This window comes from Microbacterium sp. Ru50 (assembly GCF_002920555.1).
GTDB lineage: Bacteria > Actinomycetota > Actinomycetes > Actinomycetales > Microbacteriaceae > Microbacterium > Microbacterium arborescens.
The window spans coordinates 363,677-384,124 of record NZ_PQSV01000002.1; the positions used below are offsets into that span (position 1 = coordinate 363,677).

18 protein-coding genes are annotated in these 20,448 nt (G+C 70.9%); 13 read left to right on the plus strand and 5 right to left on the minus strand.

Annotated elements, in window-relative coordinates:
- Nucleotides 1–154: 154 nt before the first annotated feature.
- The 4 genes from C3481_RS11810 (at nucleotide 155) to C3481_RS11825 (ending at nucleotide 4,710) form a co-directional block, all read left to right on the plus strand.
- Complete coding sequence (locus tag C3481_RS11810; RefSeq protein ID WP_023954698.1) at nucleotides 155–1,474, plus strand: ABC transporter substrate-binding protein; 1,320 nt, start codon at nucleotides 155–157, stop codon at nucleotides 1,472–1,474.
- Between the two features lie 65 nt (nucleotides 1,475–1,539).
- Nucleotides 1,540–2,433: a carbohydrate ABC transporter permease gene (locus C3481_RS11815; protein ID WP_023954696.1), complete on the plus strand. Its 894-nt coding sequence runs from the start codon at nucleotides 1,540–1,542 to the stop codon at nucleotides 2,431–2,433.
- Complete coding sequence (locus C3481_RS11820; protein WP_023954694.1) at nucleotides 2,427–3,374, plus strand: carbohydrate ABC transporter permease; 948 nt, start codon at nucleotides 2,427–2,429, stop codon at nucleotides 3,372–3,374. The genes C3481_RS11815 and C3481_RS11820 overlap by 7 nt, the downstream gene beginning before the upstream one ends.
- 4 nt (nucleotides 3,375–3,378) lie before the next feature.
- Nucleotides 3,379–4,710 carry a cellulase-like family protein gene (locus C3481_RS11825; protein ID WP_103842478.1) on the plus strand — a complete coding sequence of 444 codons (1,332 nt, stop codon included), beginning with the start codon at nucleotides 3,379–3,381 and terminating at the stop codon, nucleotides 4,708–4,710.
- Between the two features lie 6 nt (nucleotides 4,711–4,716).
- On the opposite strand, the gene C3481_RS11830 is transcribed toward C3481_RS11825, so the two are convergent.
- Nucleotides 4,717–5,580 carry an AraC family transcriptional regulator gene (locus tag C3481_RS11830; protein ID WP_064954954.1) on the minus strand — a complete coding sequence of 288 codons (864 nt, stop codon included), beginning with the start codon at nucleotides 5,578–5,580 and terminating at the stop codon, nucleotides 4,717–4,719.
- A gap of 89 nt (nucleotides 5,581–5,669) precedes the next feature.
- Here C3481_RS11830 and C3481_RS11835 point away from each other — a divergent pair, with 89 nt between their 5' ends.
- The 3 genes from C3481_RS11835 to C3481_RS11845 are packed head-to-tail and all read left to right on the plus strand — an operon-like array spanning nucleotide 5,670 to nucleotide 10,637.
- Nucleotides 5,670–8,969: a DUF5107 domain-containing protein gene (locus tag C3481_RS11835; RefSeq protein WP_181021923.1), complete on the plus strand. Its 3,300-nt coding sequence runs from the start codon at nucleotides 5,670–5,672 to the stop codon at nucleotides 8,967–8,969.
- On the plus strand, nucleotides 8,966–9,994 hold the full coding sequence (locus C3481_RS11840; protein WP_258039107.1) for an alcohol dehydrogenase catalytic domain-containing protein: 1,029 nt from the start codon (nucleotides 8,966–8,968) through the stop codon (nucleotides 9,992–9,994). Before C3481_RS11835 ends, C3481_RS11840 begins: the two co-directional genes overlap by 4 nt.
- Nucleotides 9,995–10,040: 46 nt before the next feature.
- Entirely contained in the window at nucleotides 10,041–10,637 is a 597-nt protein-coding gene (locus tag C3481_RS11845; RefSeq protein ID WP_103842482.1) for a VanZ family protein, read from the plus strand.
- 3 nt (nucleotides 10,638–10,640) lie between these two features.
- On the opposite strand, the gene C3481_RS11850 is transcribed toward C3481_RS11845, so the two are convergent.
- A complete protein-coding gene (locus C3481_RS11850) occupies nucleotides 10,641–10,994 on the minus strand; it encodes a LysR family transcriptional regulator (RefSeq protein WP_064954952.1) in 354 nt (117 codons plus the stop codon).
- Between the two features lie 3 nt (nucleotides 10,995–10,997).
- Nucleotides 10,998–12,977, minus strand: a complete 1,980-nt coding sequence (locus tag C3481_RS11855) for an AarF/ABC1/UbiB kinase family protein (protein WP_103842484.1) — start codon at nucleotides 12,975–12,977, stop codon at nucleotides 10,998–11,000.
- Between the two features lie 103 nt (nucleotides 12,978–13,080).
- Between C3481_RS11855 and C3481_RS11860 the strand changes: the two genes are divergently transcribed.
- From C3481_RS11860 to C3481_RS11870, 3 genes are all read left to right on the plus strand, one after another.
- Nucleotides 13,081–14,889 (plus strand): DEAD/DEAH box helicase, encoded by a 1,809-nt coding sequence (locus tag C3481_RS11860; RefSeq protein ID WP_023954678.1) that lies wholly within the window; start codon nucleotides 13,081–13,083, stop codon nucleotides 14,887–14,889.
- 142 nt (nucleotides 14,890–15,031) lie between these two features.
- Nucleotides 15,032–15,166, plus strand: coding sequence for a hypothetical protein (locus C3481_RS16800; protein ID WP_023954676.1), 135 nt, complete (start codon nucleotides 15,032–15,034; stop codon nucleotides 15,164–15,166).
- 176 nt (nucleotides 15,167–15,342) lie between these two features.
- On the plus strand, nucleotides 15,343–16,266 hold the full coding sequence (locus C3481_RS11870) for an SDR family oxidoreductase (protein WP_103842486.1): 924 nt from the start codon (nucleotides 15,343–15,345) through the stop codon (nucleotides 16,264–16,266).
- Here the strand turns inward: C3481_RS11870 and C3481_RS11875 are convergent.
- Nucleotides 16,253–16,843 carry a hypothetical protein gene (locus tag C3481_RS11875; RefSeq protein WP_374754862.1) on the minus strand — a complete coding sequence of 197 codons (591 nt, stop codon included), beginning with the start codon at nucleotides 16,841–16,843 and terminating at the stop codon, nucleotides 16,253–16,255. The genes C3481_RS11870 and C3481_RS11875 overlap by 14 nt on opposite strands.
- Nucleotides 16,844–16,846: 3 nt before the next feature.
- The gene (locus C3481_RS11880; RefSeq protein WP_064954948.1) at nucleotides 16,847–17,995 is read right to left on the minus strand and encodes a zinc-dependent alcohol dehydrogenase; all 1,149 of its coding nucleotides are present in this window, start codon (nucleotides 17,993–17,995) and stop codon (nucleotides 16,847–16,849) included.
- A 214-nt stretch (nucleotides 17,996–18,209) separates the two neighbouring features.
- Between C3481_RS11880 and C3481_RS11885 the strand changes: the two genes are divergently transcribed.
- The 3 genes from C3481_RS11885 to C3481_RS11895 are packed head-to-tail and all read left to right on the plus strand — an operon-like array spanning nucleotide 18,210 to nucleotide 20,448.
- Entirely contained in the window at nucleotides 18,210–19,292 is a 1,083-nt protein-coding gene (locus C3481_RS11885) for an iron-containing redox enzyme family protein (protein WP_103842488.1), read from the plus strand.
- The gene (locus C3481_RS11890; RefSeq protein WP_103842490.1) at nucleotides 19,292–20,245 is read left to right on the plus strand and encodes a glycosyltransferase; all 954 of its coding nucleotides are present in this window, start codon (nucleotides 19,292–19,294) and stop codon (nucleotides 20,243–20,245) included. The genes C3481_RS11885 and C3481_RS11890 overlap by 1 nt, the downstream gene beginning before the upstream one ends.
- Nucleotides 20,242–20,448, plus strand: a complete 207-nt coding sequence (locus tag C3481_RS11895) for a CDGSH iron-sulfur domain-containing protein (RefSeq protein ID WP_103842492.1) — start codon at nucleotides 20,242–20,244, stop codon at nucleotides 20,446–20,448. Before C3481_RS11890 ends, C3481_RS11895 begins: the two co-directional genes overlap by 4 nt.

Consider the following 20,448-nt stretch of genomic DNA (forward strand, 5'->3'; position numbering starts at 1 on the left):
AGGCGTCCCGGAGAGGGGCTGTCCTCAGGGGGTGATCAGCGGATCGTCCAGGGCGCACGCTCATTCGGCTATGTGCGCGCGCTCTCGGCGGTTCTAGCGTGTGAAATCCGGCTGCTACCCGAGCAGCTCGTCGCACACATGCAAAGGGGCATCGATGTCTACTCCACCCCGGCGGCTCCGCGGCCGTCGCCTTCTCCCGCTGGCGGTCACCGCCGCCGTCATCGCGCCGCTCGCGGCCTGTTCCGCGCCCGCCGACGAGGGGCCGGTCACCCTCACGTTCCAGACCTGGGTGCCCGGTATCGACCAGGCCGTCGATCTCTTCAACGAGCAGCATGACGACATCCAGGTCGAGCTGCAGACGATCGTCTCGGGCGCCGAGGGCGGCTACGCCAAGATGCTCTCGGATGTCCAGGCCGGCAACCCCGCGGATGTCGCCCAGGTCGGCTACGACCAGATGCCGACGTTCCTCCTCAACGGCGCCCTCGAAGACATCACCGATTACGTCGGCGACGAGGTCGACGTCTTCTCCGACTGGCAGATCGGCGCGACGACGTTCAACGATCGGGTGTACGGCATCCCGCAGGCGGCCGGGCCGATGGGGCTCTACTACCGCTCCGACGTGTTCGCCGAGGCGGGCATCACCGAGGCCCCCGCGACGTGGGACGACTTCTACGCGGCCGCCGTGGCGGTGCGGGCGACGGCGCCCGACCGCTACATCGCGGCGTTCGCGCCGAACCAGGCTGCGTGGATGGAAGGCCTCGCCGAGCAGGCGGGCGAGCCCTGGTTCCAAGTCGAGGGCGACGCCTGGAAGGTCGCGATCGACAACCCCGACACCCTCCGCATGGCCGAGTACTGGCAGCGCCTCATCGACGAGGATCTCGTGAAGGTGCAGGCCGACCTGTCGAGCGAGTGGTTCGCCGACGTGCAGGCCGGGCGCATCGTTTCGTGGATGAGCGGCTCGTGGGCCGACGCGATCATCCGCAACAACGCCCCCGAGACCTCGGGACTGTGGTCGGTCGGACTCATGCCGCAGTGGGATGAGGCGAACCCCCGCTCGGCGAGCTGGTCGGGCGGTTCCGCGAACGTGGTGCTGAAGGGGTCGGCGCACCCCGAGCAGGCGGCCGAATTCGCCCTCTGGCTCAACAGCAACCTCGACAGCGTGAGCCTGCTGACCGAGAACGGCGCCGGCTGGCCCGCGATCGCCGACGTCGACTCGATCCCCTCGATCCAGTCGGCCCCCGAGGTGTTCGAGTTCTTCGGCGGCCAGGACATCTGGGATGTCTTCGCCGAATCGAGTGAGCAGGTCGCGCGCGACTGGCAGTGGCCACCGCTGGTCGACGCGCTGAACGCGAGCCTCCTCGACGAGGTCGCCGCCGCCGTCGAGTCGGGCACCCCGCTCACCGAGGCCTACGCCGCGGTGCAGGAGCGGATGGTGGCCGAGATGACGGCGAAGGGGATTTCGGTCGCCGACTGAACCGAGCGGGGCGGACGGCAGCGACGCCGTCCGCCCCGCGCGGGTCGCGCCCCGAAGGGAATCGCATGCACACCACCCGAAGCCGGCTGCCGCTGTTGCTGCTGCTCGGCCCGTTCCTCCTGGCCTTCGCCGTCTTCTACGTCGCCCCCATCGTCTGGGCGATCGTCCAGAGCCTCTTCTCGGTCCGTGCGAGCGGACTCGGGCTGGGCGCGCCCGAAACGCTGTTCGTCGGGCTCGACAACTACGCCCGGGCGCTGGCGAATCCCGCGTTCGTCTCGAGCCTTGGACGCATCGCCGTGTTCGCTCTCATTCAGGTGCCGCTGATGGTGGTGCTCTCGGCGGTGCTCGCGCTGCTGCTGGAGTCGACCCGGGCCCGCTGGCCGCAGTTCTTCCGCGTCGCGTTCTTCATGCCGTACGGCGTGCCCGGCGTCATCGCGTCGCTCCTGTGGAGCTTCCTCTACGTGCCGAGCACGAGTCCGATCCTCCAAGGGCTGTCTGCCGTCGGCATCTCGGCCGCGCCGCTCGAATCGGGCACCGTCATGTTCGCCATCGCGAACATCGGCATCTGGACGTTCGCCGGCTACAACATGCTCGTGCTCATCGCAGCGCTCCAGGCGGTGCCCGCCGACCTGTACGAGGCCGCGCGCATCGACGGCGCGAGCGAGTGGCGCATCGTGTGGGAGATCAAGCTGCCGCTCCTGCGCCCCTCGCTCGTGCTCACCACGGTGTTCACGATCATCGGCACGCTGCAGCTTTTCGTCGAACCCCTCGTGCTGCGTCCGCTCACGACCGCCATCAACACCGACTACACGCCGAACCTCGCCGCCTACAACCAGGCGTTCACGCAGAGCAACCCGAACCTCGCCGCCGCGATGGCCGTCATCGTGGCCGTCATCGCCTTCGTGTTCTCGTTCGTCTTCCTGCGGCTGGTCAACCGGAAGGGCAACCGCGCATGGTGATCGCACCCGTCACCGAGTCCACCCGCACGGTCACCACCGGCGCGGCATCCGATCGTCGCGATCGCCGCGGGGCACGCCGCGGCGGCACGGGGGGACCGGGTGCGGGGTTCTGGGCATCGCTGCCGACCCTCGCCGTGCTCGTCGCCGCTCTCGTCTACTTCGCGCTTCCGGTGGTGTGGGTGCTGTTCGCCGCGACCAAGAGCAACGCCGACCTGTTCGGCTCTTTCGGGCTCTGGTTCAGCGATGCGCCGCAGCCGCTGACGAACCTCCAGAACCTCTTCACGACCGATCGCGGCATCTATACCCAGTGGCTGCTCAACAGCCTGTTCTACTCGGGGCTCGGCGCACTCATCGCGACGATCCTCAGCGGGGCGGCGGGCTACGCCTTCGCGAAGTACGCCTTCGCCGGGCGCGAGGCCGTCTTCGCGATGATCCTCGGCGGCGTCCTCGTTCCCGCGACCGTCATCGCCCTGCCGACCTACTTCATGTTCAACGCGGTAGGCCTGACCGGCACGTACTGGTCGTTCCTGCTCCCGAGCATCGTCAGTCCGTTCGGGGTGTACCTCTGCCGCATCTACGCCACCGCCGGCGTGCCCGACGAGGTCATCGAGGCCGCGCGCCTCGACGGCGCCGGCGACGTGCGCATCTTCGCGACCATGGCCACCCGCATGATGGCGCCCGCCCTCGTGACGGTGTTCCTCTTCCAGTTCGTGGGAATCTGGAACAACTACCTACTGCCGCTCGTCATGCTCAACGACGCCCGCACGTTCCCGGTCACCCTCGGGCTCATGCTCTGGAACGGCCAGACGCAGCGCGCACCGCTGTACTACGAGCTCGTCGTGACGGGAGCCGCGGTCTCGGCCGTCCTGCTCATCGTGGTCATGGCCGCTCTGCAACGATTCTGGCGAGCCGGTCTCACCGCCGGCGCGACGAAGGGATGACCCGATGACCCGCTACCTCGGCTCCGGACACGACCCGGCCCCCGACACCCGGGCGCTGACGGGCGCCGTTCCCGCCCACCTGCCGCCGCGCCTCACGATCACCCTGTGGGACTTCTCCTGGTACACCCGGGCCGGCGCCGGCGAGCCCTACGCCGACCTCGGCGCAGCCCTCGATGAGGCCGTCGACCGCGGCTACAACGCCATCCGGATCTGCGCCGCGCCGCTGCTCCTGTTCGGCGGTCTCGGACTCGACGACCTTGCGAGCGACCTCGAGATCGAGGGACTCGGGCGCTCGCCGCACGGCGAGGTGTTCGGCAACGGAACGCGCTGGTACGACGTGCCCGGCGGCTACCGGCTCGACCTCCGCACGCGTTTCTTCGACCTGCTGCGCGGTGCCCGCGAACGCGGCATCGTCGTCATCCTCGCGAGCTGGGAGTACCAGCAGTCGCCGGCGTTCGCGGCGGACGAGCGCTGGTTCCGCGCGATCGACGCCGTGCCGCTCGAAGAGCGCTACGACCTGCTCGCGTCCGCGACGATTCGGATGCTCGATGAGATCGAGGCCGCGGGTCTGGACGATACGATCGCCTTCGCCGAGCTCCACAACGAGGTCGACTTCTCGATCGTCCCCGCGTTCGTCGACGGCGGGGATGCCGCCCTCGACCGCGTGCGTGCCGCGCACCCCGGTCACCTCGTCACCGCCAGCTACGGCAAGGCGCCCTTCCTCGACCTCGCGGCACTCTCCGAGCGGTTCCAGGTCGGCCAGCTGCACGTCTACGCCTACGGCGTGCTCGACGCGCTGCAGCGACGCATCGACATCCGTTCCGAAGGCACTGACGGCTTCCCGGGCGCAGCCATGCGAGCGCTGCTCGTCGATGACGCGCCCACGTTCGCCGAGTACGGCCGCGCCGCCGACTGGAAGTTCGAGGCCACCGTCATCACCGATCAGCAGATCTACGGATACGACTGGGTCGACCCCGACCTCTGGGACCGTTGGCTCTACAACCACTACGGGCTCTACCGCGAAGAGATGCTGCGCGAGATCGGGTCGCGGGTGACGGCGCTCGCCGCGTGGTCTCGCCGCCGCGGCATCCCGGCCGTCGTGGGGGAGGGGTGGGTCGGCTACACCCCGCTGCGCGCCGACTTCGAAGACGGCCCGGTCGGAACCGAACTCGCCGAGCATGGCGTCCGCACCGCACTCGAGCACGGGGTGTGGGGAATGGTGCTCAGCTCGAACGCGGCGCCGCATCATCCGCAGTGGTCGGATGTCGCGTGGCAGCGGCGCCTCAACGCCGAGATCCTCGCGGCCCCGACGACGGCCGCCCCCGGTCGCGACTGAGGGCTGTCACCCGCGACGGTCCTCCCGGTAGCGGCTCGGGCTCATCCCGTGCACGCGTCGGAAGTGCCGCGAGAAGTAGAACGGATCGCTGTACCCGACCTCGGTCGCGATCTGACCGACGGTGCGGTCGGTGCGCTCGAGAAGGGTGCGCGCCGCCGTCATGCGGAGGCCCGTGTGGTAGGCCAGGACGCCGCCTCCCGTCGCGCGCCGGAACAGCGACGTCAGATGGGATGCCGAGACGCCGACGAGGGCTGCGAGCTCGCTCACCGGCACCGCGCTGTCGAGCCGCTCGGACAGGAACGTCATCGCTCGCTCGAGCGGGTCGCCGCGCTCGGGCAGCGCCTGGTCTGAGGCGAGCTGCGTCATGAGCTTGAATGCGGCGCCCGTGACGGCGACGAGGCGCACGGGCGACTGGTCGCGCTCGAGCCCGCGCACGATCTCGTCGAGCAGCGACACCGCGCGTTCGACGCTGTGCAGCCGTACGAGCGGACGCGCGGCGGTCGTGCCGACCGCCGCGGTGAGGTCATCGACGTCGGAGCCGACGACATGGCACCACCAGATCGTCCAGGGGTCATCGGCATCCGCCCCGTAGGCGTGCGGCGTGCGCGCGGGGATCACCACGGCGGTGCCGGCCTGCACCCGGTGGCGTGTCCCGGCGATCTCGAGCCACCCCGCGCCCGCCGTGCAGACGATGACGATCGTCGTGCGAATGCCGCGCTCGCGAGTCCGGCCATGATCTGCGGCGTGCGGAAACCAGCCGGCATCGGTGACGACGAGTCGGCGGGTCACGGGGCGCTGCAGTGCTGCGGTGATGGCCGGCGCCGGCACGACGCACAGCCTCTCACCCGCGAAACCGTCCGAGATGGCCATGGTCGCCATCCTGGCATATCGGCGAATCGTCCAGGTGCACGGCCACTTCCGCCATGTCGCCGCCGCGCTCGCTCGGCGACGCTGGAGGCATGCATTCGACCTCGACATCCTCGCTGCGTCTTCCCGAGCCGCCCGCGGACGAGCAGGCGACGCTCGACGACGGCGGCGTGGCCGTCTGGGAGCAGCCGCTCACGATCCCCACCTACGAGCCGGCGCAACCGGAGAAGCTGCCGATGTTCTTCGACCGCCGGGTCTACCAGGGGTCGAGCGGCCGGGTGTACCCGCTGCCGTTCACCGAGCGGATCGCCGCCGCGCCGCGCGATCGCGACTGGCGCGCGGTGCACATCGAGAACCGCTGGATCCGGCTGGTGCTGCTTCCCGAGCTCGGCGGCCGCATCCACATCGGCTACGACAAGACCGCCGATTACGACTTCTTCTACCGGAACAACGTCATCAAGCCCGCCCTCGTCGGGCTCGCCGGTCCCTGGGTGTCGGGGGGTGTCGAGTTCAACTGGCCGCAGCACCACCGTCCCGCGACCTTCCTGCCGATGGAGAGCTGGATCGAGCGCGAACCCGACGGGGCGGTCACCGTCTGGATGTCGGACCACGACCCCTTCGCGCGCATGCGCGGCACCCACGGCATCCGCCTGCGCCCCGACAGCTCGCTGATCGAGCTGCGCGCGCGGCTGCACAACCGCACCGAGGTGCCGCAGACGTTCCTGTGGTGGGCGAACGTCGCGGCGCGCGCGCACGACGAGTACCAGTCGTTCTTCCCGACCGACGTCCGCTACGTCGCCGATCATGCGCGTCGTGCCATCACCGCCTTCCCGCGAGCCGACCGTCCCTACTACGGTGTCGACTACCCGGCGCGGGTCGACGCGGCCCATCCCGATGCCGACCGCATCGACTACTACGGCAACATCCCCGTGCCCACGTCGTACATGGTGGTCGAGACGCGCGACGACTTCTTCGGCGGCTATGACCACGCCGTCGGTGCCGGCTTCGTGCACTGGGCCGACCGCCGCATCGCACCGGGCAAGAAGCAGTGGACGTGGGGCAACGCGCCCTTCGGCCACGCGTGGGACGACCAGCTGACCGACGGCGACGGCCCCTACGTCGAGCTGATGGCCGGGGTGTACACCGACAACCAGCCCGACTTCGCCTACCTCGCACCCGGCGAGGTCAAGACGTTCTCGCAGTTCTGGTTCCCGATCACCGGCATCGGCGCGGCGCACCAGGCGACGAAGGATGCCGCGGTCTCGGTGCGTCTCGAAGAGGGGCGCGTGCACATCGGTGTCGCCGTCACCGCGAACGTATCTGGCGCGCGGGTGCGGCTCAGCGTCGGGGCCGACACCGAGGAACGTGTCGTCGACCTCGGGCCGGGCCGGGCGTTCATCGAGTCGATCGAGTGCGCTGAGGGGATCGTGGCCACCGATGTCGAGATCGTCGTCCGCGACGGCGATCGCGAGCTCATCCGCTGGCGGCCGCGCCCCGACGGCGACGGCGCGCCCGAGCCCGCCGTCGCGACCGAGCCGCCGCTGCCCGCAGACATCGCGTCGGCCGACGAGCTGTACCTCACGGGCGTACACCTCGCGCAGTACCGCCACCCGACGCGGCATCCCGAGCCCTATTGGGAAGAGGCGCTCCGCCGCGACCCCGGCGACGCGCGCGCGAACACCGCGCTCGGCGCGTCCGCCTACGGCCGCGGCGAATACGACGACGCCGCGGCATACCTGCGTGCCGCCGTCGACCGGCTGACCTTCCGCAACCCGAACCCCGCCGACGGTGAGGCGCACTACCGCCTCGGCCTCGTCGAGACGCGTCGCGGCCACGACGAGCGTGCCTACGACGCGTTCGCGAAGGCCGCGTGGGATGTGCGGTGGGCCCACCCCGCCAGTGTGCAGATGGCTCTGCTCGACGCGCGAGCCGGGCGCTCCCTCGCCGCGCTCGGCCGCCTCGACGATGCGCTCCGTCATGGGTCGGACGATCCGCTCGCGCGGAACCTGCGGGTGATCGTGCTGCGTCGCCTCGGGCGTGAGGCGGAGGCGGCGGCCGAGCTCACGACGCTCGAGCAGACCGATCGACTCGACGTGCTCACCGCCTACCTCGGCGGGCGCGGCCTCCCCGACGACGGCCTCATGCTGCTCGATCTCGCGGGTGACCTCGCCCGTGTCGGGCAGCGAGACGAGGCGCTCGCCGTGCTCGCCGCCGCGGCCGCGCGCCCCGCGGCCGGCACGGGAGGAGCGGCACCGATCGCCGAGTACGTCCGGGCGCGTCTGCTCGCCGAAGCGGGCGAGACCGAAGCCGCCGCCGAGGCTCGCCGTCGCGCGCAGCGCGCACCCGTCGACTGGGTGTTCCCCGCGGGCCTCGACGCCTACGACGCTCTCGCCGCAGCCGTGGCCGCGGATCCGACGGATGCGCGTGCCCGATCGCTGCTCGGCATGTGGCTCTACGACCGCGGACGCCGAGCCGACGCGCTGGCCCAGTGGCGCGCCGCGCTCGACGACGCGACCCGCGACGGCGTGCTGCTGCGCAACGCCGCGCTCGCGACGGCAGAGGTCGGGGGCGACCTCGACGCCGCCGCCGAGCTGTACGACCGGGCCGTCGAGGTCAGCGACGACCCGCGGTTGTGGTTCGAACTCGACCAGCTCGCGCAGCGTCGCGGTATCTCGGCCGCCGCCCGGTTGGCCAGGCTCGAGCCGCAGCGCGACCGGCTGATCGTGCGCGACGACCTTCTCGTGACCCTGGCAGACCTGCTGACGACGAACGGGCGTCCCGCCGAGGCGCTCGACCTGCTGCTCAGTCGTCCGTTGCAGCCGTGGGAGGGCGGCGAGGGAATGGCGATCCGCGCCTTCGCCCGGGCGTCGACCGCACACGCCGAGGAGATCGAGCCGGATGCCGCGCAGGCTGCGGCCATCCTCGAGCGGGCTCTCGACGCTCCGCGATCGCTCGGCGAGGCCTGGCACCTGCTCGACAATCGCGCAGCCCTGTGGCTTCGGCTCGGGCGGCTTCGCGCGGATTCGGGTGAGGGGGTCGCGGCCGACGATGCGTGGCGGGCGGCAATGGCGGAGGCGGCCGCGTCGGAGGTCGACGCCGACACGCTCGACGGGGCGCGGGCAGCCCGTGCCCGGGGTGACGTCGATGCCGCGGCGGCCCTGCGGTTGCGCGTCGCGGCGCGGGTGAGCGAGCTGCGCTCTGCTCCGGCGCGCGTCGACTACTTCGCGACATCGCTCCCCGAGACGCTGCTGTTCGCGCTCGACCCGGTCGAGGCAGCGCGCCACCGGGCCGACGACCTGTCCGCGGCGCTCGCGCGCTACGACGAGGAGATCGAGGCGTCGCTGGCACAGTCGCCGGCGACCGCATCGGCCGATCAGCGGGTGCACGCGTGAGCGGCATCCCCGATCGCATGATGGCGAGCGTTCTGGTCGCGCCGGGACGTCTCGAGGTCCGCGATGTCGCGGTGCCGGTCATGGAACCGGGTGACGTGCTCGTCGAGCTCACCGCCGTCGGGCTCTGCGGGTCGGACGTGCACTTCTTCGAGCACGGCCGCGTCGGCGACCTCGTCGTCGAGAGCCCCCTCATCCTCGGACACGAGGCCGCCGGAGTGATCGCCGCCGTCGCCTCTCCCGCCGACGCGCACCGGATCGGAGAGCGGGTCGCGATCGACCCGCAACGTCCCTGCCGCTGGTGCCCGGCGTGCCGGGCGGGGCGTACGAACCTGTGCGAGCGGATGCGGTTCCCCTCGGCACCGCCCGAGAACGGCGCGTTCGCGCGCTACCTCGCGGTTCCCGGCGACGCGGCGCACCCGCTGCCCGAGACGATGAGCGACGACGAGGGCGCGCTGCTCGAGCCGCTGTCGGTCGGCATCGCCGCCGTGCGCAAGGCCGGGGTGGTGCCGGGCTCGAGAGTGCTGGTGGCCGGTGCCGGTCCCATCGGCATCCTGACCGGCGCTGCGGCGCGTGCGTTCGGCGCGGCCGAGGTCGTGGTGGTCGACCCGGTCGACGCTCGTCGACGGGTCGCGCTCACGCACGGGGCGACGCGCGTGATGGAGCCCGCCGAGGTGGCGTCGCTCGATCGGCGGATGGACGCGTTCATCGACGCGTCCGGCGCCCGGGCGGCGATCGCCGCCGGGCTGCGCTCGCTCCGCGGCGCCGGCCGCGCCGTCCTGGTCGGGATGGGGTCGTCGACCGTCGACCTCGACCTCTTCCTGCTGCAGAGTCGCGAGCTCGTCGTCGAGGGGCTCTTCCGCTATGTCGACACGTGGCCGCTCGCCATCCAGCTGGTCGCGTCGGGGGCCGTGAAAGTGGACGACCTCGTGACTGCGCGCGGCGGACTCGATGACCTCACCGACTTCTTCGGGCGCAACTCCGATCCCGACACGATGAAGTTCCTCATCGACCCGCGGGTGCGGTGACGGCGCCGTCCCGGCGTGGGGCAGCGTCGCGATAGCGTCGACGGTGATGAGCAATCCCTTCGCCGAAGTACCGGTCCTCCCCGTTGTCATCCCCTTCGGCATCGTCGTCTTCGCCGTGCTGCTGGCCGTGCTGTGGGCCCGGCGCAGCTTCTCGCCGGCTCGCGCGGCCGTGGCCGCGGCGGTCGCCGTCTACTCCGCGGGCATCGTGGGCAACACGATCTTCCCGATCTTCCTCGACAAGCCCGATTCGGGAACCCCGTGGACGCCGGGTCTGGCGCTCATCCCGTTCGCCGACTACGAGCTCGACGACGCGCTGATGAACATGCTCGTCTTCGTGCCGCTCGGCATCCTGATCCCGCTCATGCTCGCCCGGCCGACGTGGCTCAAGGTCGTCGGCGCGGCGGCGATCACGAGCCTGACCGTGGAGGCATTGCAGCTCGCGGCTCAGGCGTACTTCGCGGGCGGACACATCGCAGATGTCAACGACTTCCTCTCGAACGTCGCCGGCGGTGCCCTCGGCTACGGCCTGCTGCTCCTGCTCGCGCGCGTTCCTGCGCTCGCGCGGCTCATCGATCTGTTCCGCTGGAGCCCGCGGACCGGTGCGGAGGCGCGAACGCGCGGGACGACCGCCACCCGCACCTGAAGGTCAGCGTCCCTGACGCTTCTTGTACGGCTTGGGCTGTCCCTTGACGATGGGGGCACGGCCCGAGCCCTTCGAGGCCTTGGCCTTTCCGCCGCCCGACGCCTTCTGCTTCGGCGCGACGGCCGGCGCGGGAGCCGCGGCGACCTCGGCTCGGGCGTCGGCGAGCAGCAGGGTGCCCGCCGGGGTCAGGCGCGGCTTGCCGCCGTCCTTCGTGAACAGCGGATGTCCGACTTCTTCTTCCAGGCGGTCGATCGACGAGTACAGCACGGGGAGCGATACTCCGAGCTTCTCGGCGGCACGCGGAAAGTGCAGTGTGTCGGCCGCGGCGACGAAGTGGACGAGATCGCGGATCTTCATGGGTCACCTTCCATCGCGACGGACGAGCGCCGAGCGCAGCGAACGCAACAGCAGCAGAAGGCCGCCGAGCCCGACCACACTACCCAGGAACGGGAAGACCGACACCGAGTCGGTGAGCAGCGGACCGTGCTGGACGACGCCCATCATGACGCCGACGATGACCAGGGTGGCCCCGACGAGCGTCGTGGTGAGGCGTCCGGTGAGCGACTCGACCCACGAGCGGTCGTCGGGCGACTCCAGCGCGCGGAGACGGAGGGTGAGACGGCCCGCCTCGAGATCGCCGAGGATGCCGTCCACGCGGCGGGGCAGCTCACGCGCCCGCTCGATCCCGAGCTGCAGCTGCACCTGAGCGGTCATCGCCACCGAGCGCGGGTCGTTCATGTGCAGGGCGTACTGCGGGGCCCGCGACAGTGCGCGCTTGATGATGTCGTAGTCGGGATCGAGTCGCCGCAGCGTCCCCTCGATCGCGCCGAGCGTCCGGAATCCCAGCAGCAGACCGGGCGGGAGTGCGAGTCGGTGGCGCCGGAGCACCTCGATCAGTGCGGTGAAGAGGTGCTGGTCGGAGGTGGAGTTGTGCAGTCGTGTGAGGATCACGCCGATGTCGTGCTGGAGTGCTCCGACGTCGAGCTCGGCGTCGCCGCGCGGCTTCACGAGCATCAGCACGGCATCCGTCGCCCCCGAGTCGTCTTCGTTGTGGAGCGCGACGAGCATCGGCAGCAACAGGCGCCGCATGCTGCGCTCGATGATTCCGACCGACCCGAAGTCGATGAGGGCGACGATGCCGTCGGGCTGCAGGATGAGGTTGCCGGGATGCAGATCGGCGTGGAAGACGCCGCGCAGCGCGATCTGCCCGACGATGACGTCGAGCACGGCGTCGGCGATGCGCGTCGCCTCGTCGGGAGCGACGGCGTTCGGTGCGTCGCTGCCGGGCTCGGGCAGCCGGCTGAACGGGATGCCCTGCACGTGCTCCATGACGATGAGCTGTTCCGTGCAGAGGTCGGGATAGACGTCCGGGATCCGCACCGCGCGAGCGTCGGCGGCCGTCATCGAGTCGCGCAGCATCTCCATGTTCGCGACCTCGACCCGGTAGTCGAGCTCTTCGCGCAGTGCGGCGGAGAACTGCGCGGCGAGGGCCGAGGCGCCGACATCCTTCGCCCATGTCGTGCGCCGCTCGAGGTCCGCGGCCGCCCGCTCGATGATGTCGAGGTCGGTGGCCACCTGCGCGCGCGCCTTGGGGCGCTGGATCTTCACGACGACGGCGCGACCGTCTTTCAGCCGTGCGCTGTGGACCTGACCGACGGATGCCGCTGCGAGCGGCGTCTCGTCGATGCTGGCGAAGACGAGCTCGATCGGCCGGCCCAGCTGCTTCTCGATCGCGGCCTTCGCCTCATGCCAGGGGATGGGCGTCGTGTCCATCTGCAACGAGGCGAGCGCACTCGTGATCTCGGAGGGGAGGAGGTCGTTGCGGGTGGAGAGGATCTGGCCGAGCTTGACGAAGGTGACGCCCGCGTCGTCGAGGGTGGCCGCGAGCGCTCGGGGCAGTTCGGCGCGCGCGGATTCGCTGCGCATCCCGCCGAGGCCGTGCCGCGAGGCGATCGCGACGATACGTGCGTACCGCACCGCCCGGCGGCGCCGGTGCAACGCTTCGCGAACGTAGGTGACGGGCCCCATCGGCGGCCGCGCCGGCCACATGAGCTCGAGCGTGATGAGGGCGATGAGGACGATCGCGAACAGCCACGCGAGCACGAGCAGCACGAAGCCGAACGCGACGGGCTGGTCGGTGAGCAGACCACCCTGCTCCTGAAGCACGCCCGCTCCGCGCAGCACCCAGACGCCGAGCGGTCCGAACACGACGAAGACGATGAGTGAGACGAGCGGCCCGCGCACCCAGCCGACCCGCGCCTCGAGCGCGCGCTTCGCGAGCCAGGTGGCCGCGATCGAGAAGACCACCGCGGCGATGGTGAAGAGCAACCACTCCGGCATCGATACCCCCTCGAGTCCCTCGACCTGCTTCGAGGCTAGGGCACCGGGCCGAAGCGCGCCGGGCCGATCGCGCGTTCTCAGCGGAGGCGGACTACCCTGAAGCGTGTCCACTTCTGCTGAACAGCCTGTACCCGAGTCCGCCGACGAGCCGCCCGTCATCACTTTCCGCGACCTCGGGCTGGGGGAGCAGGTGCTCAAGGCACTCTCCGACGTGGGCTACGAGACCCCGTCGGCGATCCAGGCGGCGACGATCCCGACGCTCCTCGAGGGACGCGACGTCGTCGGGCTCGCGCAGACCGGTACCGGCAAGACCGCCGCCTTCGCGCTGCCGATCCTCGACCGGCTCGACCTGACGCAGAAGACCCCTCAGGCTCTCGTGCTGGCCCCGACGCGCGAGCTCGCGCTGCAGGTCTGCGAAGCGTTCGAGAAGTACGCGTCCCGTACCCGCGGCGTCCACGTGCTGCCGGTCTACGGCGGCCAGGGATACGGTGTGCAGCTTTCGGCACTGCGCCGCGGTGTCCACGTGATCGTCGGTACGCCCGGCCGCATCATGGACCACCTCGACAAGGGCACGCTCGACCTGTCCGAGCTGAAGTATCTCGTGCTCGACGAAGCCGACGAGATGCTGAAGATGGGCTTCGCCGAGGACGTCGAGACGATCCTCGCCGACACCCCCGACACGAAGCAGGTCGCGCTGTTCTCGGCGACGATGCCCGCGGCCATCCGCCGGATGTCGAAGCAGTACCTCAACGACCCCGAAGAGATCACCGTCGCGTCGAAGACGACGACCTCCTCGACGATCACCCAGCGCTACCTGATCGTGTCGTACCAGCAGAAGATCGACGCCCTCACCCGCATCCTCGAGGTCGAGAACTTCGAGGCGATGATCGTCTTCGCCCGCACGAAGAGCGCGACCGAGGAGGTCGCCGAGAAGCTGCGCGCCCGCGGTTACTCCGCCGCCGCCATCAACGGTGACGTCGCCCAGGTGCAGCGCGAGCGCACCGTCAACCAGCTGAAGTCGGGCAAGCTCGACATCCTGGTCGCCACGGATGTCGCTGCCCGCGGCCTCGACGTCGAACGCATCTCGCACGTGGTGAACTTCGACATCTCGACCGACACCGAGTCGTACGTCCACCGCATCGGCCGCACCGGGCGTGCCGGCCGCACCGGCGACGCGATCAGCTTCGTCACCCCGCGCGAGCGCGGGCTCGTGAACGCGATCGAGCGTGCGACGCGCCAGCCGCTGACGCAGATGCAGCTGCCGAGCGTCGACGAGGTCAACGTCACGCGCCTGTCGCGCTTCGACGACCGCATCACGGCGGCCCTGGAAGACACCGACCGCATCGAGCGATTCCGAGACATCGTCGCCCACTACGTCCGTCACCACGACGTGCCCGAAGTGGATGTCGCCGCCGCGCTCGCCGTCGTCGCTCAGGGCGAGACCCCGCTGCTGCTCGAACCCGACCCCGAGCCTCGCGCCCGCGCTCCGCGCGAGGACCGCGCCCCCCGATCGTTCGATCGCGACGACCGCGATGGGCGTCCTGAGCGTCGCCCGCGCGCAAGCAACCCGAACATGACGACCTACCGCATCGCGGTGGGCAAGCGTCACCGCGTCGAGCCCCGTCAGATCGTCGGCGCGCTCGCGAACGAGGGCGGTCTGAGCCGCGGCGACTTCGGCGCCATCCAGATCCGTCCCGATTTCTCGCTCGTCGAGCTGCCGAACGACATGCCCCAGTCGACGCTCGACCGCCTGGCCGACACCCGCATCTCGGGCAAGGCGATCGAGATCCGCGTCGACACGGGCGGACCGAGCCGCAGCTCGCGGAGTCGATACGACCGCGACGATCGCCCGCGCGAGCGCGACGACCGCCCGGCGCGCAAGCCGCGCCACCGCTCGGAGCCCAGCGACTGACAGTCCGGCGTCCCTCGAGAGCGGACTGCGTCTCGCACGCATCCGCTTTCGGGGCAAGCCCGGTTCGCGGCATCCGCCCGGCGTGCACAGTGGAGGTGTCCCGCGAGCGCGGGACGCCACGCGAGCCGATCGGAGAAGTGACATGAGCGTCGACCACCACGGACGAGACGACGAGCACCAGCACGACGCGGACGACGCGGCATCGGCCGGTTCCGAGTCGCCCGAAGAAGGCGCTGAGGCTGAAGAGGCTGCCGAGGACGCCCGCACCGACCGATGACGGCTGCGGTCGTCATCGGCGTCGGCGGTGCTCTGTTCCCGGAGCACTGAGGGGCAGGAGCACCGCCGACGTCGTCGTTCCCGCGCCGGCTCCGGAGGACGCGACGCGGAATAGCGTGTGCGCGCGGGGAACGCAACCGGCTTCGGCATCCGCACCGCCGGGACGATCCTGCGTCGATGAGCGCGACCACTCCGCATCCCCATCTCACCGGCCGGACGATCGTGGTCGTCGGCGCGTCCAGCGGCATCGGTCGCGCCGTGGCCGTACGCGCGGGCGAGGCCGGCGCGCGGGTCGTGGTGTTCTCGCGGCGCGGCGAAGCGCTGGACGAGCTCGCTCGACGTATCCGTGACCGGGGCGGTCAGGCTCACGTCGTGCCGGGCGACGCCGGCCGCACCGAGGACCTCGAACGCCTCGCCACCGAGGCGGAGCGGATGTTCGGACCGATCGATGTCTGGGTCGGCAATGCGGGCGTCGCCACGATCGGCCCGTTCTGGGAGGCGCCCCTCGACGAGCACCTCCGCGTGGTCGACACCAATCTCGCCGGTGCCGTGCGCGGGGCGCACGTCGCTCTCCGCCGTCTCGTGCCGCGGGGGAGTGGCGTCATCGTGAACACCGCGTCGGTCGAGAGCGTCGTCCCGCTGGCGTATCAGGCGTCGTACGCGGCCACGAAGGCCGGCGTGCTGTCGCTCACCCGTGCCCTGCGACAGGAGCTGCGGCTCGCCGGTGCGACGGGCGTGGCGGTGACGGCGGTGCTGCCCTGGGCCGTTCGGACACCGTTCTGGCGTCACGCGGGCAACCACGCGGGTCGCGCGCTGCGGCTGCCGCTGATGGACGAACCCGAGCTCGTGGCCGACGCGATCCTGCGGTCGGCGGTCTCCCGTCGCGAGTGCGTCGCCGTCGGGTGGAAGGCGCGCGCGGCGCTGCTCGGCCACCGCATCGCCCCGGGGCTGACGACCCGGCTCGCCGCCGATCTCGTCCAGGCCTGCCTCCGGCGGGGCGCCGCGGCGGAGCCGAGCTCGGGAGCGGTTCTCGACAGTCTCGACGACCCCGCGACGGCTGCCGAGATCCCGCGCCCGCTCGATCGGCCTAGCGACGTCTGAACGCCCGTCCGACGATACGGATGACGACCCACCCGGCGAGGACCCAGGGCCCGGCGACGAGGAGGGGATCGAGCCAGGTGTGCCGCTGGTCGACCCGTCCTCGGCCGAACCGCGACCGGATCGGATGCCGACGGGCTTCACTCAGAACCCCGGTCTCGGTGATGGGGTTGTCGGGCCGAGCCGTCGCCAACGAGCGCACATGTGCGCCGACGGCCTCGACGCGATCACCGGCGATGAGCAGCAGCCAGTGCGCGGCACGGCCCTCGCTGAAACGCGCATAGGCCAGCCGGCGGATTCGCCCCGAGAGGCCGTGCAGCGGTTGCGCCGTGCCGTAGACGGGCGTGAGGAACGCGTGCTCGATCGAGCGCTCGCGGCCCGGGTCGTCGGCCTGTCGCGGCGGCATCCCGCGATCGGCGGCAGTCTCGTCGATCCTCTCGACGCTGCCGGACGGACGGTCTGCCGGGTCGAGGTCGGCGCCCCATCCGGGGATGCGGGCGCGCAACGCCGCGCGATCGGGTGCCGGCCGGGGCACGTTCGGGGTGTACGGGGTGGGGACGTCGGAGGAGTTCGCGCTCACGGGTCAGCCTTCCGAGGGGACGACGACGGTCTTCACGCAGTCGTCGAGCTTGGATGAGAACATGTGGTACCCCTCGGCGATGTGCTCGAGAGGGATGCGGTGGGTGATCAGGTCGCTCGGCGAGATGTATCCCGCGCGGATGTGCTCGAACAGGCGCGGCCACTGCCGTTTCACCGGTGCTTGATTCATCCGCAGCGTGAGGCCCTTGTTGAGGGCGTCGCCGAACTTCACCGCGCTGAACAGCGGACCGTACGCGCCGATCACCGAGACCGATCCGCCCTTGCGTGCTCCGTCGATGGCCCAGTTCAGGGCGACGGGCGAGCCGCCCTGCAGCTTGAGCTTCGCCGAGGTGACGTGCTGGGTGACGTTGCCGTCCGCCTCGGCACCCACGGCATCGATGACGACGTCGGCACCGAGGTAGTCGGTCATCCGCTTCATCTCGACGACGACGTCGCGGTGCTCGGAGATGTTCACCGTCTCGGCGTGCGCGAACTCACGAGCCTTCGTCAGCCGATAGTCGAGGTGGTCGAACGAGATGACCCGCCCCGCACCCATCAGCCAGGCCGACTGCGCCGCAGCGAGGCCGACCGGCCCGGCGCCGAGCACCATGACGGTGTCGCCCTCGACGATGCTTCCCAGCTGGGCGCCGAAGTAGCCCGTCGAATAGGCGTCGGTGAGCAGGAGCGCGTCCTCATCCGACATCCAGTCGGGAATGACGGTGGGGCCGACGTCGGCGAAGGGAACGCGCACGCGCTCGGCCTGACCGCCGTCGTAGCCGCCCGCCGTGTGCGAGTAGCCGTAGATGCCGCCGACCGCCGTCGCATTCGCGTTGACGTTGTGGCAGTTCGAGAACAGCCCACGCGCGCAGAAGTAGCACGAGCCGCAGAAGATGTTGAACGGCACCATCACGCGGTCGCCGACAGCGAGGTTCGTCACGGCGCCGCCGAGCTGCTCGACCACGCCGATGAACTCGTGGCCGAACGTGTGACCGATCCGGGTGTCGGGCATCATGCCGTGGTAGAGGTGCAGGTCCGATCCGCAGATCGCGGCGAGCGTCACCCGCACGATCGCGTCGTGCGGGTGCTCGATCCTCGGATCGGGCTTCTCTTCCACGCGGACCTTGTACGGTCCGCGGTAGGTCATGGCTTTCATCGATCGCCTCTCTGCCGGGGTTCGTGCCCGTCACACTGCGCGCGACCGCGCCTGCCGCCCACGGGCTGGACGAGCTGACGTCGACGCGCTACCGCCCGCGCGCGTCACGCCGCAACGGAGGCGCCGCTTGCACACCGAGATCGCACGGGTCAACCCGCTCGAAGGACGCCGCGCAGGCCACGTACGGTCGCCGCTGTCACCCCCGAGGAGCCCCATGAGCATCACCATCGAGACCATCCCCTTCGACCTCGGCGGCGCCGATCCCCTGCCGTTCGGTGCCCGGGGGCCCGTGAGCGCGATGCTCCAGCGGGCGCTCATCGCCCCGGCGACGAGTGGTCTGCCGATCGACGCTCCCGAGCTCGTGGGGCGCGCGCTCGCCGAGACGCCCGACATCGTGTGCGACGACGACCTGCAGCTCTCCCTGTTCCTCATGTATGCCGTCCATTACGGCTCGCTGCCGGGGCTGGACGCCTCGTGGGAATGGGAGCCGTCGCTCATCGCCGCAAGAGGGCGCATCGAGCGCGCTTTCGAGGGGGCCCTGCGCGCCGCGGCCGAGATCGCCGACCCGCCCGAGGCGGAACGGGACGCCGTCGCACGCTGGCTGTTCGACCTGACTGCCCCGACCGCGGGACCGGGCATGGCGCGCTTCGTCGCGAAGAAGGCCTCTCTCGAGCAGTTGCGTGAGTTCCTCATCCTCCGCACCGTCTACACGCTGCGCGAAGCAGACCCGCACTCGTGGGCGATCCCGCGACTGCGGGGCCGGTCGAAGGCCGCCCTCGTCGAGATCCAGTCGGACGAGTACGGCGGCGGCGACCCGGCCCGCGTGCACGCGACGATCTTCGCCCAGACCGTCCGCGGCGCCGGTCTCGACGACACCTATGGCGCGTACATCGACGCCGTGCCCGCCGTCGTCCTGGCCAGCCATAACGCGATGTCGCTGTTCGGACTGCACCGGCGCCTCCGCGGGGCGATCGTGGGGCACCTCGCGGCGTTCGAGATGACCTCGTCGATCCCCAACCGCTCGTACGGCGACGGCTTCCGGCGGCTCGGGTTCGGCTCCGACGTCACGTGGTACTTCGACGAGCACGTCGAGGCCGACGCCGTGCATGAGCAGATCGCGGGTCGCGACCTCGCGGGTTCCCTCGCCGAGGACGAGCCGGAACTGCTGCCCGACATCCTCTTCGGCGCTCGGGCCTGCCTCGTCCTCGACGACCTGGTCGGCGACCACGTGCTCGCTGCCTGGGAGGAGGAGCGGAGCGCGCTTCGCGGCGGCGTCCTTCCCGACCTCACGGCGTGATGCGCGACGACGTCGAGTACGTTCTGCCGCTGCGCTGGGATGACCAAGCCCATCGGTCCGACGCGGCCGAGCTGGGGGAGTACCTCGCCTGGCTCACCTGCCGCGTCGACGTCACCGTCGTCGACGGCTCGCCCGCGCACCTGTTCGCCGCGCACCGTCGTGACTGGGCGCCCGCGCGAGTGGTGCCGCCGTCGGTGCCGGGTCGCAACGGAAAAGCGCGCGGAGCGATGACGGGGCTCGTCCTCGCCCGGCATCCGCTCACGGTCATCGCCGACGACGACGTCCGGTACGACGACGGCCCCCTGCAGCAGGTCGTCGCAGCGCTGTCGGATGCCGACATCGTGCGGCCGCAGAACGTCTGGCTGCGGCCTCGGCCGTGGCACGCCCGCTGGGACACCGGCCGCACCCTCGTCAACCGCGCCTTCGGAGGCGACTTCTCGGGCACCGTCGCGGTACGGACCGGCCTCGCTCGCCCCGGCTACGACACCGACGTCCTGTTCGAGAACCTCGAGCTCGAGCGCACGATCATCGCCCGTGGCGGCCGCCGGCGCATCGCGCGCGACATCTTCGTCGCCCGCCTGCCCGCGACGGCAGGCCGTTTCCGGGAACAGCGCGTGCGCCAGGCGTACGACAGCCTCGCGCAGCCGGCTCGCCTCGCGCTGGAGCTGGCGGTGGTTCCCCTCATCCTCGCGCTGCGCCGCCGGCCGGTTGCCCTGGCGCTCTCCGGGACAGCGGTCATCGTCGCCGCCGAGGTCGGGCGCCGCCGTGACGGCGGACGTGGCGTTTTCGGGCGGACGGATGCCCTGTGGGCGGTGCCGTGGGTCATCGAGCGGGGTCTGGCGAGCTGGGTAGCGCTGTCGCTGCGGCTGCGCGGCGGGGTGCGCTATCGCGGCACGCGGCTGCGGCGAGCGGCGAACAGCATGAGGACACTGAGGAAGAAGGAGAGACGATGAGCGAGCACCAGGGTGCATCCGTGACCATCACCGCCTGCCCCGACGGGCCGCTGCTCGTGCGCGGCGACGTCGAGCTGCTCGACGACGCGGGCAACCCGATTCCGCGCACCCGCCGCACGGTGGCGCTCTGCCGCTGCGGGGTGAGCGCGATCAAGCCGTTCTGCGACGGCACCCACAAGCTCGCCGGCTTCACCGCCGACTGA

Coding starts and splice junctions, on each gene's coding strand:
- C3481_RS11810 (WP_023954698.1), top strand. CDS start 155: ATGTCTACTCCACCCCGGCGGCTCCGCGGCCGTCGCCTTCTCCCGCTG.
- C3481_RS11815 (WP_023954696.1), top strand. CDS start 1,540: ATGCACACCACCCGAAGCCGGCTGCCGCTGTTGCTGCTGCTCGGCCCG.
- C3481_RS11820 (WP_023954694.1), top strand. CDS start 2,427: ATGGTGATCGCACCCGTCACCGAGTCCACCCGCACGGTCACCACCGGC.
- C3481_RS11825 (WP_103842478.1), top strand. CDS start 3,379: ATGACCCGCTACCTCGGCTCCGGACACGACCCGGCCCCCGACACCCGG.
- C3481_RS11830 (WP_064954954.1), bottom strand. CDS start 5,580: ATGGCCATCTCGGACGGTTTCGCGGGTGAGAGGCTGTGCGTCGTGCCG.
- C3481_RS11835 (WP_181021923.1), top strand. CDS start 5,670: ATGCATTCGACCTCGACATCCTCGCTGCGTCTTCCCGAGCCGCCCGCG.
- C3481_RS11845 (WP_103842482.1), top strand. CDS start 10,041: ATGAGCAATCCCTTCGCCGAAGTACCGGTCCTCCCCGTTGTCATCCCC.
- C3481_RS11850 (WP_064954952.1), bottom strand. CDS start 10,994: ATGAAGATCCGCGATCTCGTCCACTTCGTCGCCGCGGCCGACACACTG.
- C3481_RS11855 (WP_103842484.1), bottom strand. CDS start 12,977: ATGCCGGAGTGGTTGCTCTTCACCATCGCCGCGGTGGTCTTCTCGATC.
- C3481_RS16800 (WP_023954676.1), top strand. CDS start 15,032: ATGAGCGTCGACCACCACGGACGAGACGACGAGCACCAGCACGACGCG.
- C3481_RS11870 (WP_103842486.1), top strand. CDS start 15,343: ATGAGCGCGACCACTCCGCATCCCCATCTCACCGGCCGGACGATCGTG.
- C3481_RS11880 (WP_064954948.1), bottom strand. CDS start 17,995: ATGAAAGCCATGACCTACCGCGGACCGTACAAGGTCCGCGTGGAAGAG.
- C3481_RS11885 (WP_103842488.1), top strand. CDS start 18,210: ATGAGCATCACCATCGAGACCATCCCCTTCGACCTCGGCGGCGCCGAT.
- C3481_RS11890 (WP_103842490.1), top strand. CDS start 19,292: ATGCGCGACGACGTCGAGTACGTTCTGCCGCTGCGCTGGGATGACCAA.
- C3481_RS11895 (WP_103842492.1), top strand. CDS start 20,242: ATGAGCGAGCACCAGGGTGCATCCGTGACCATCACCGCCTGCCCCGAC.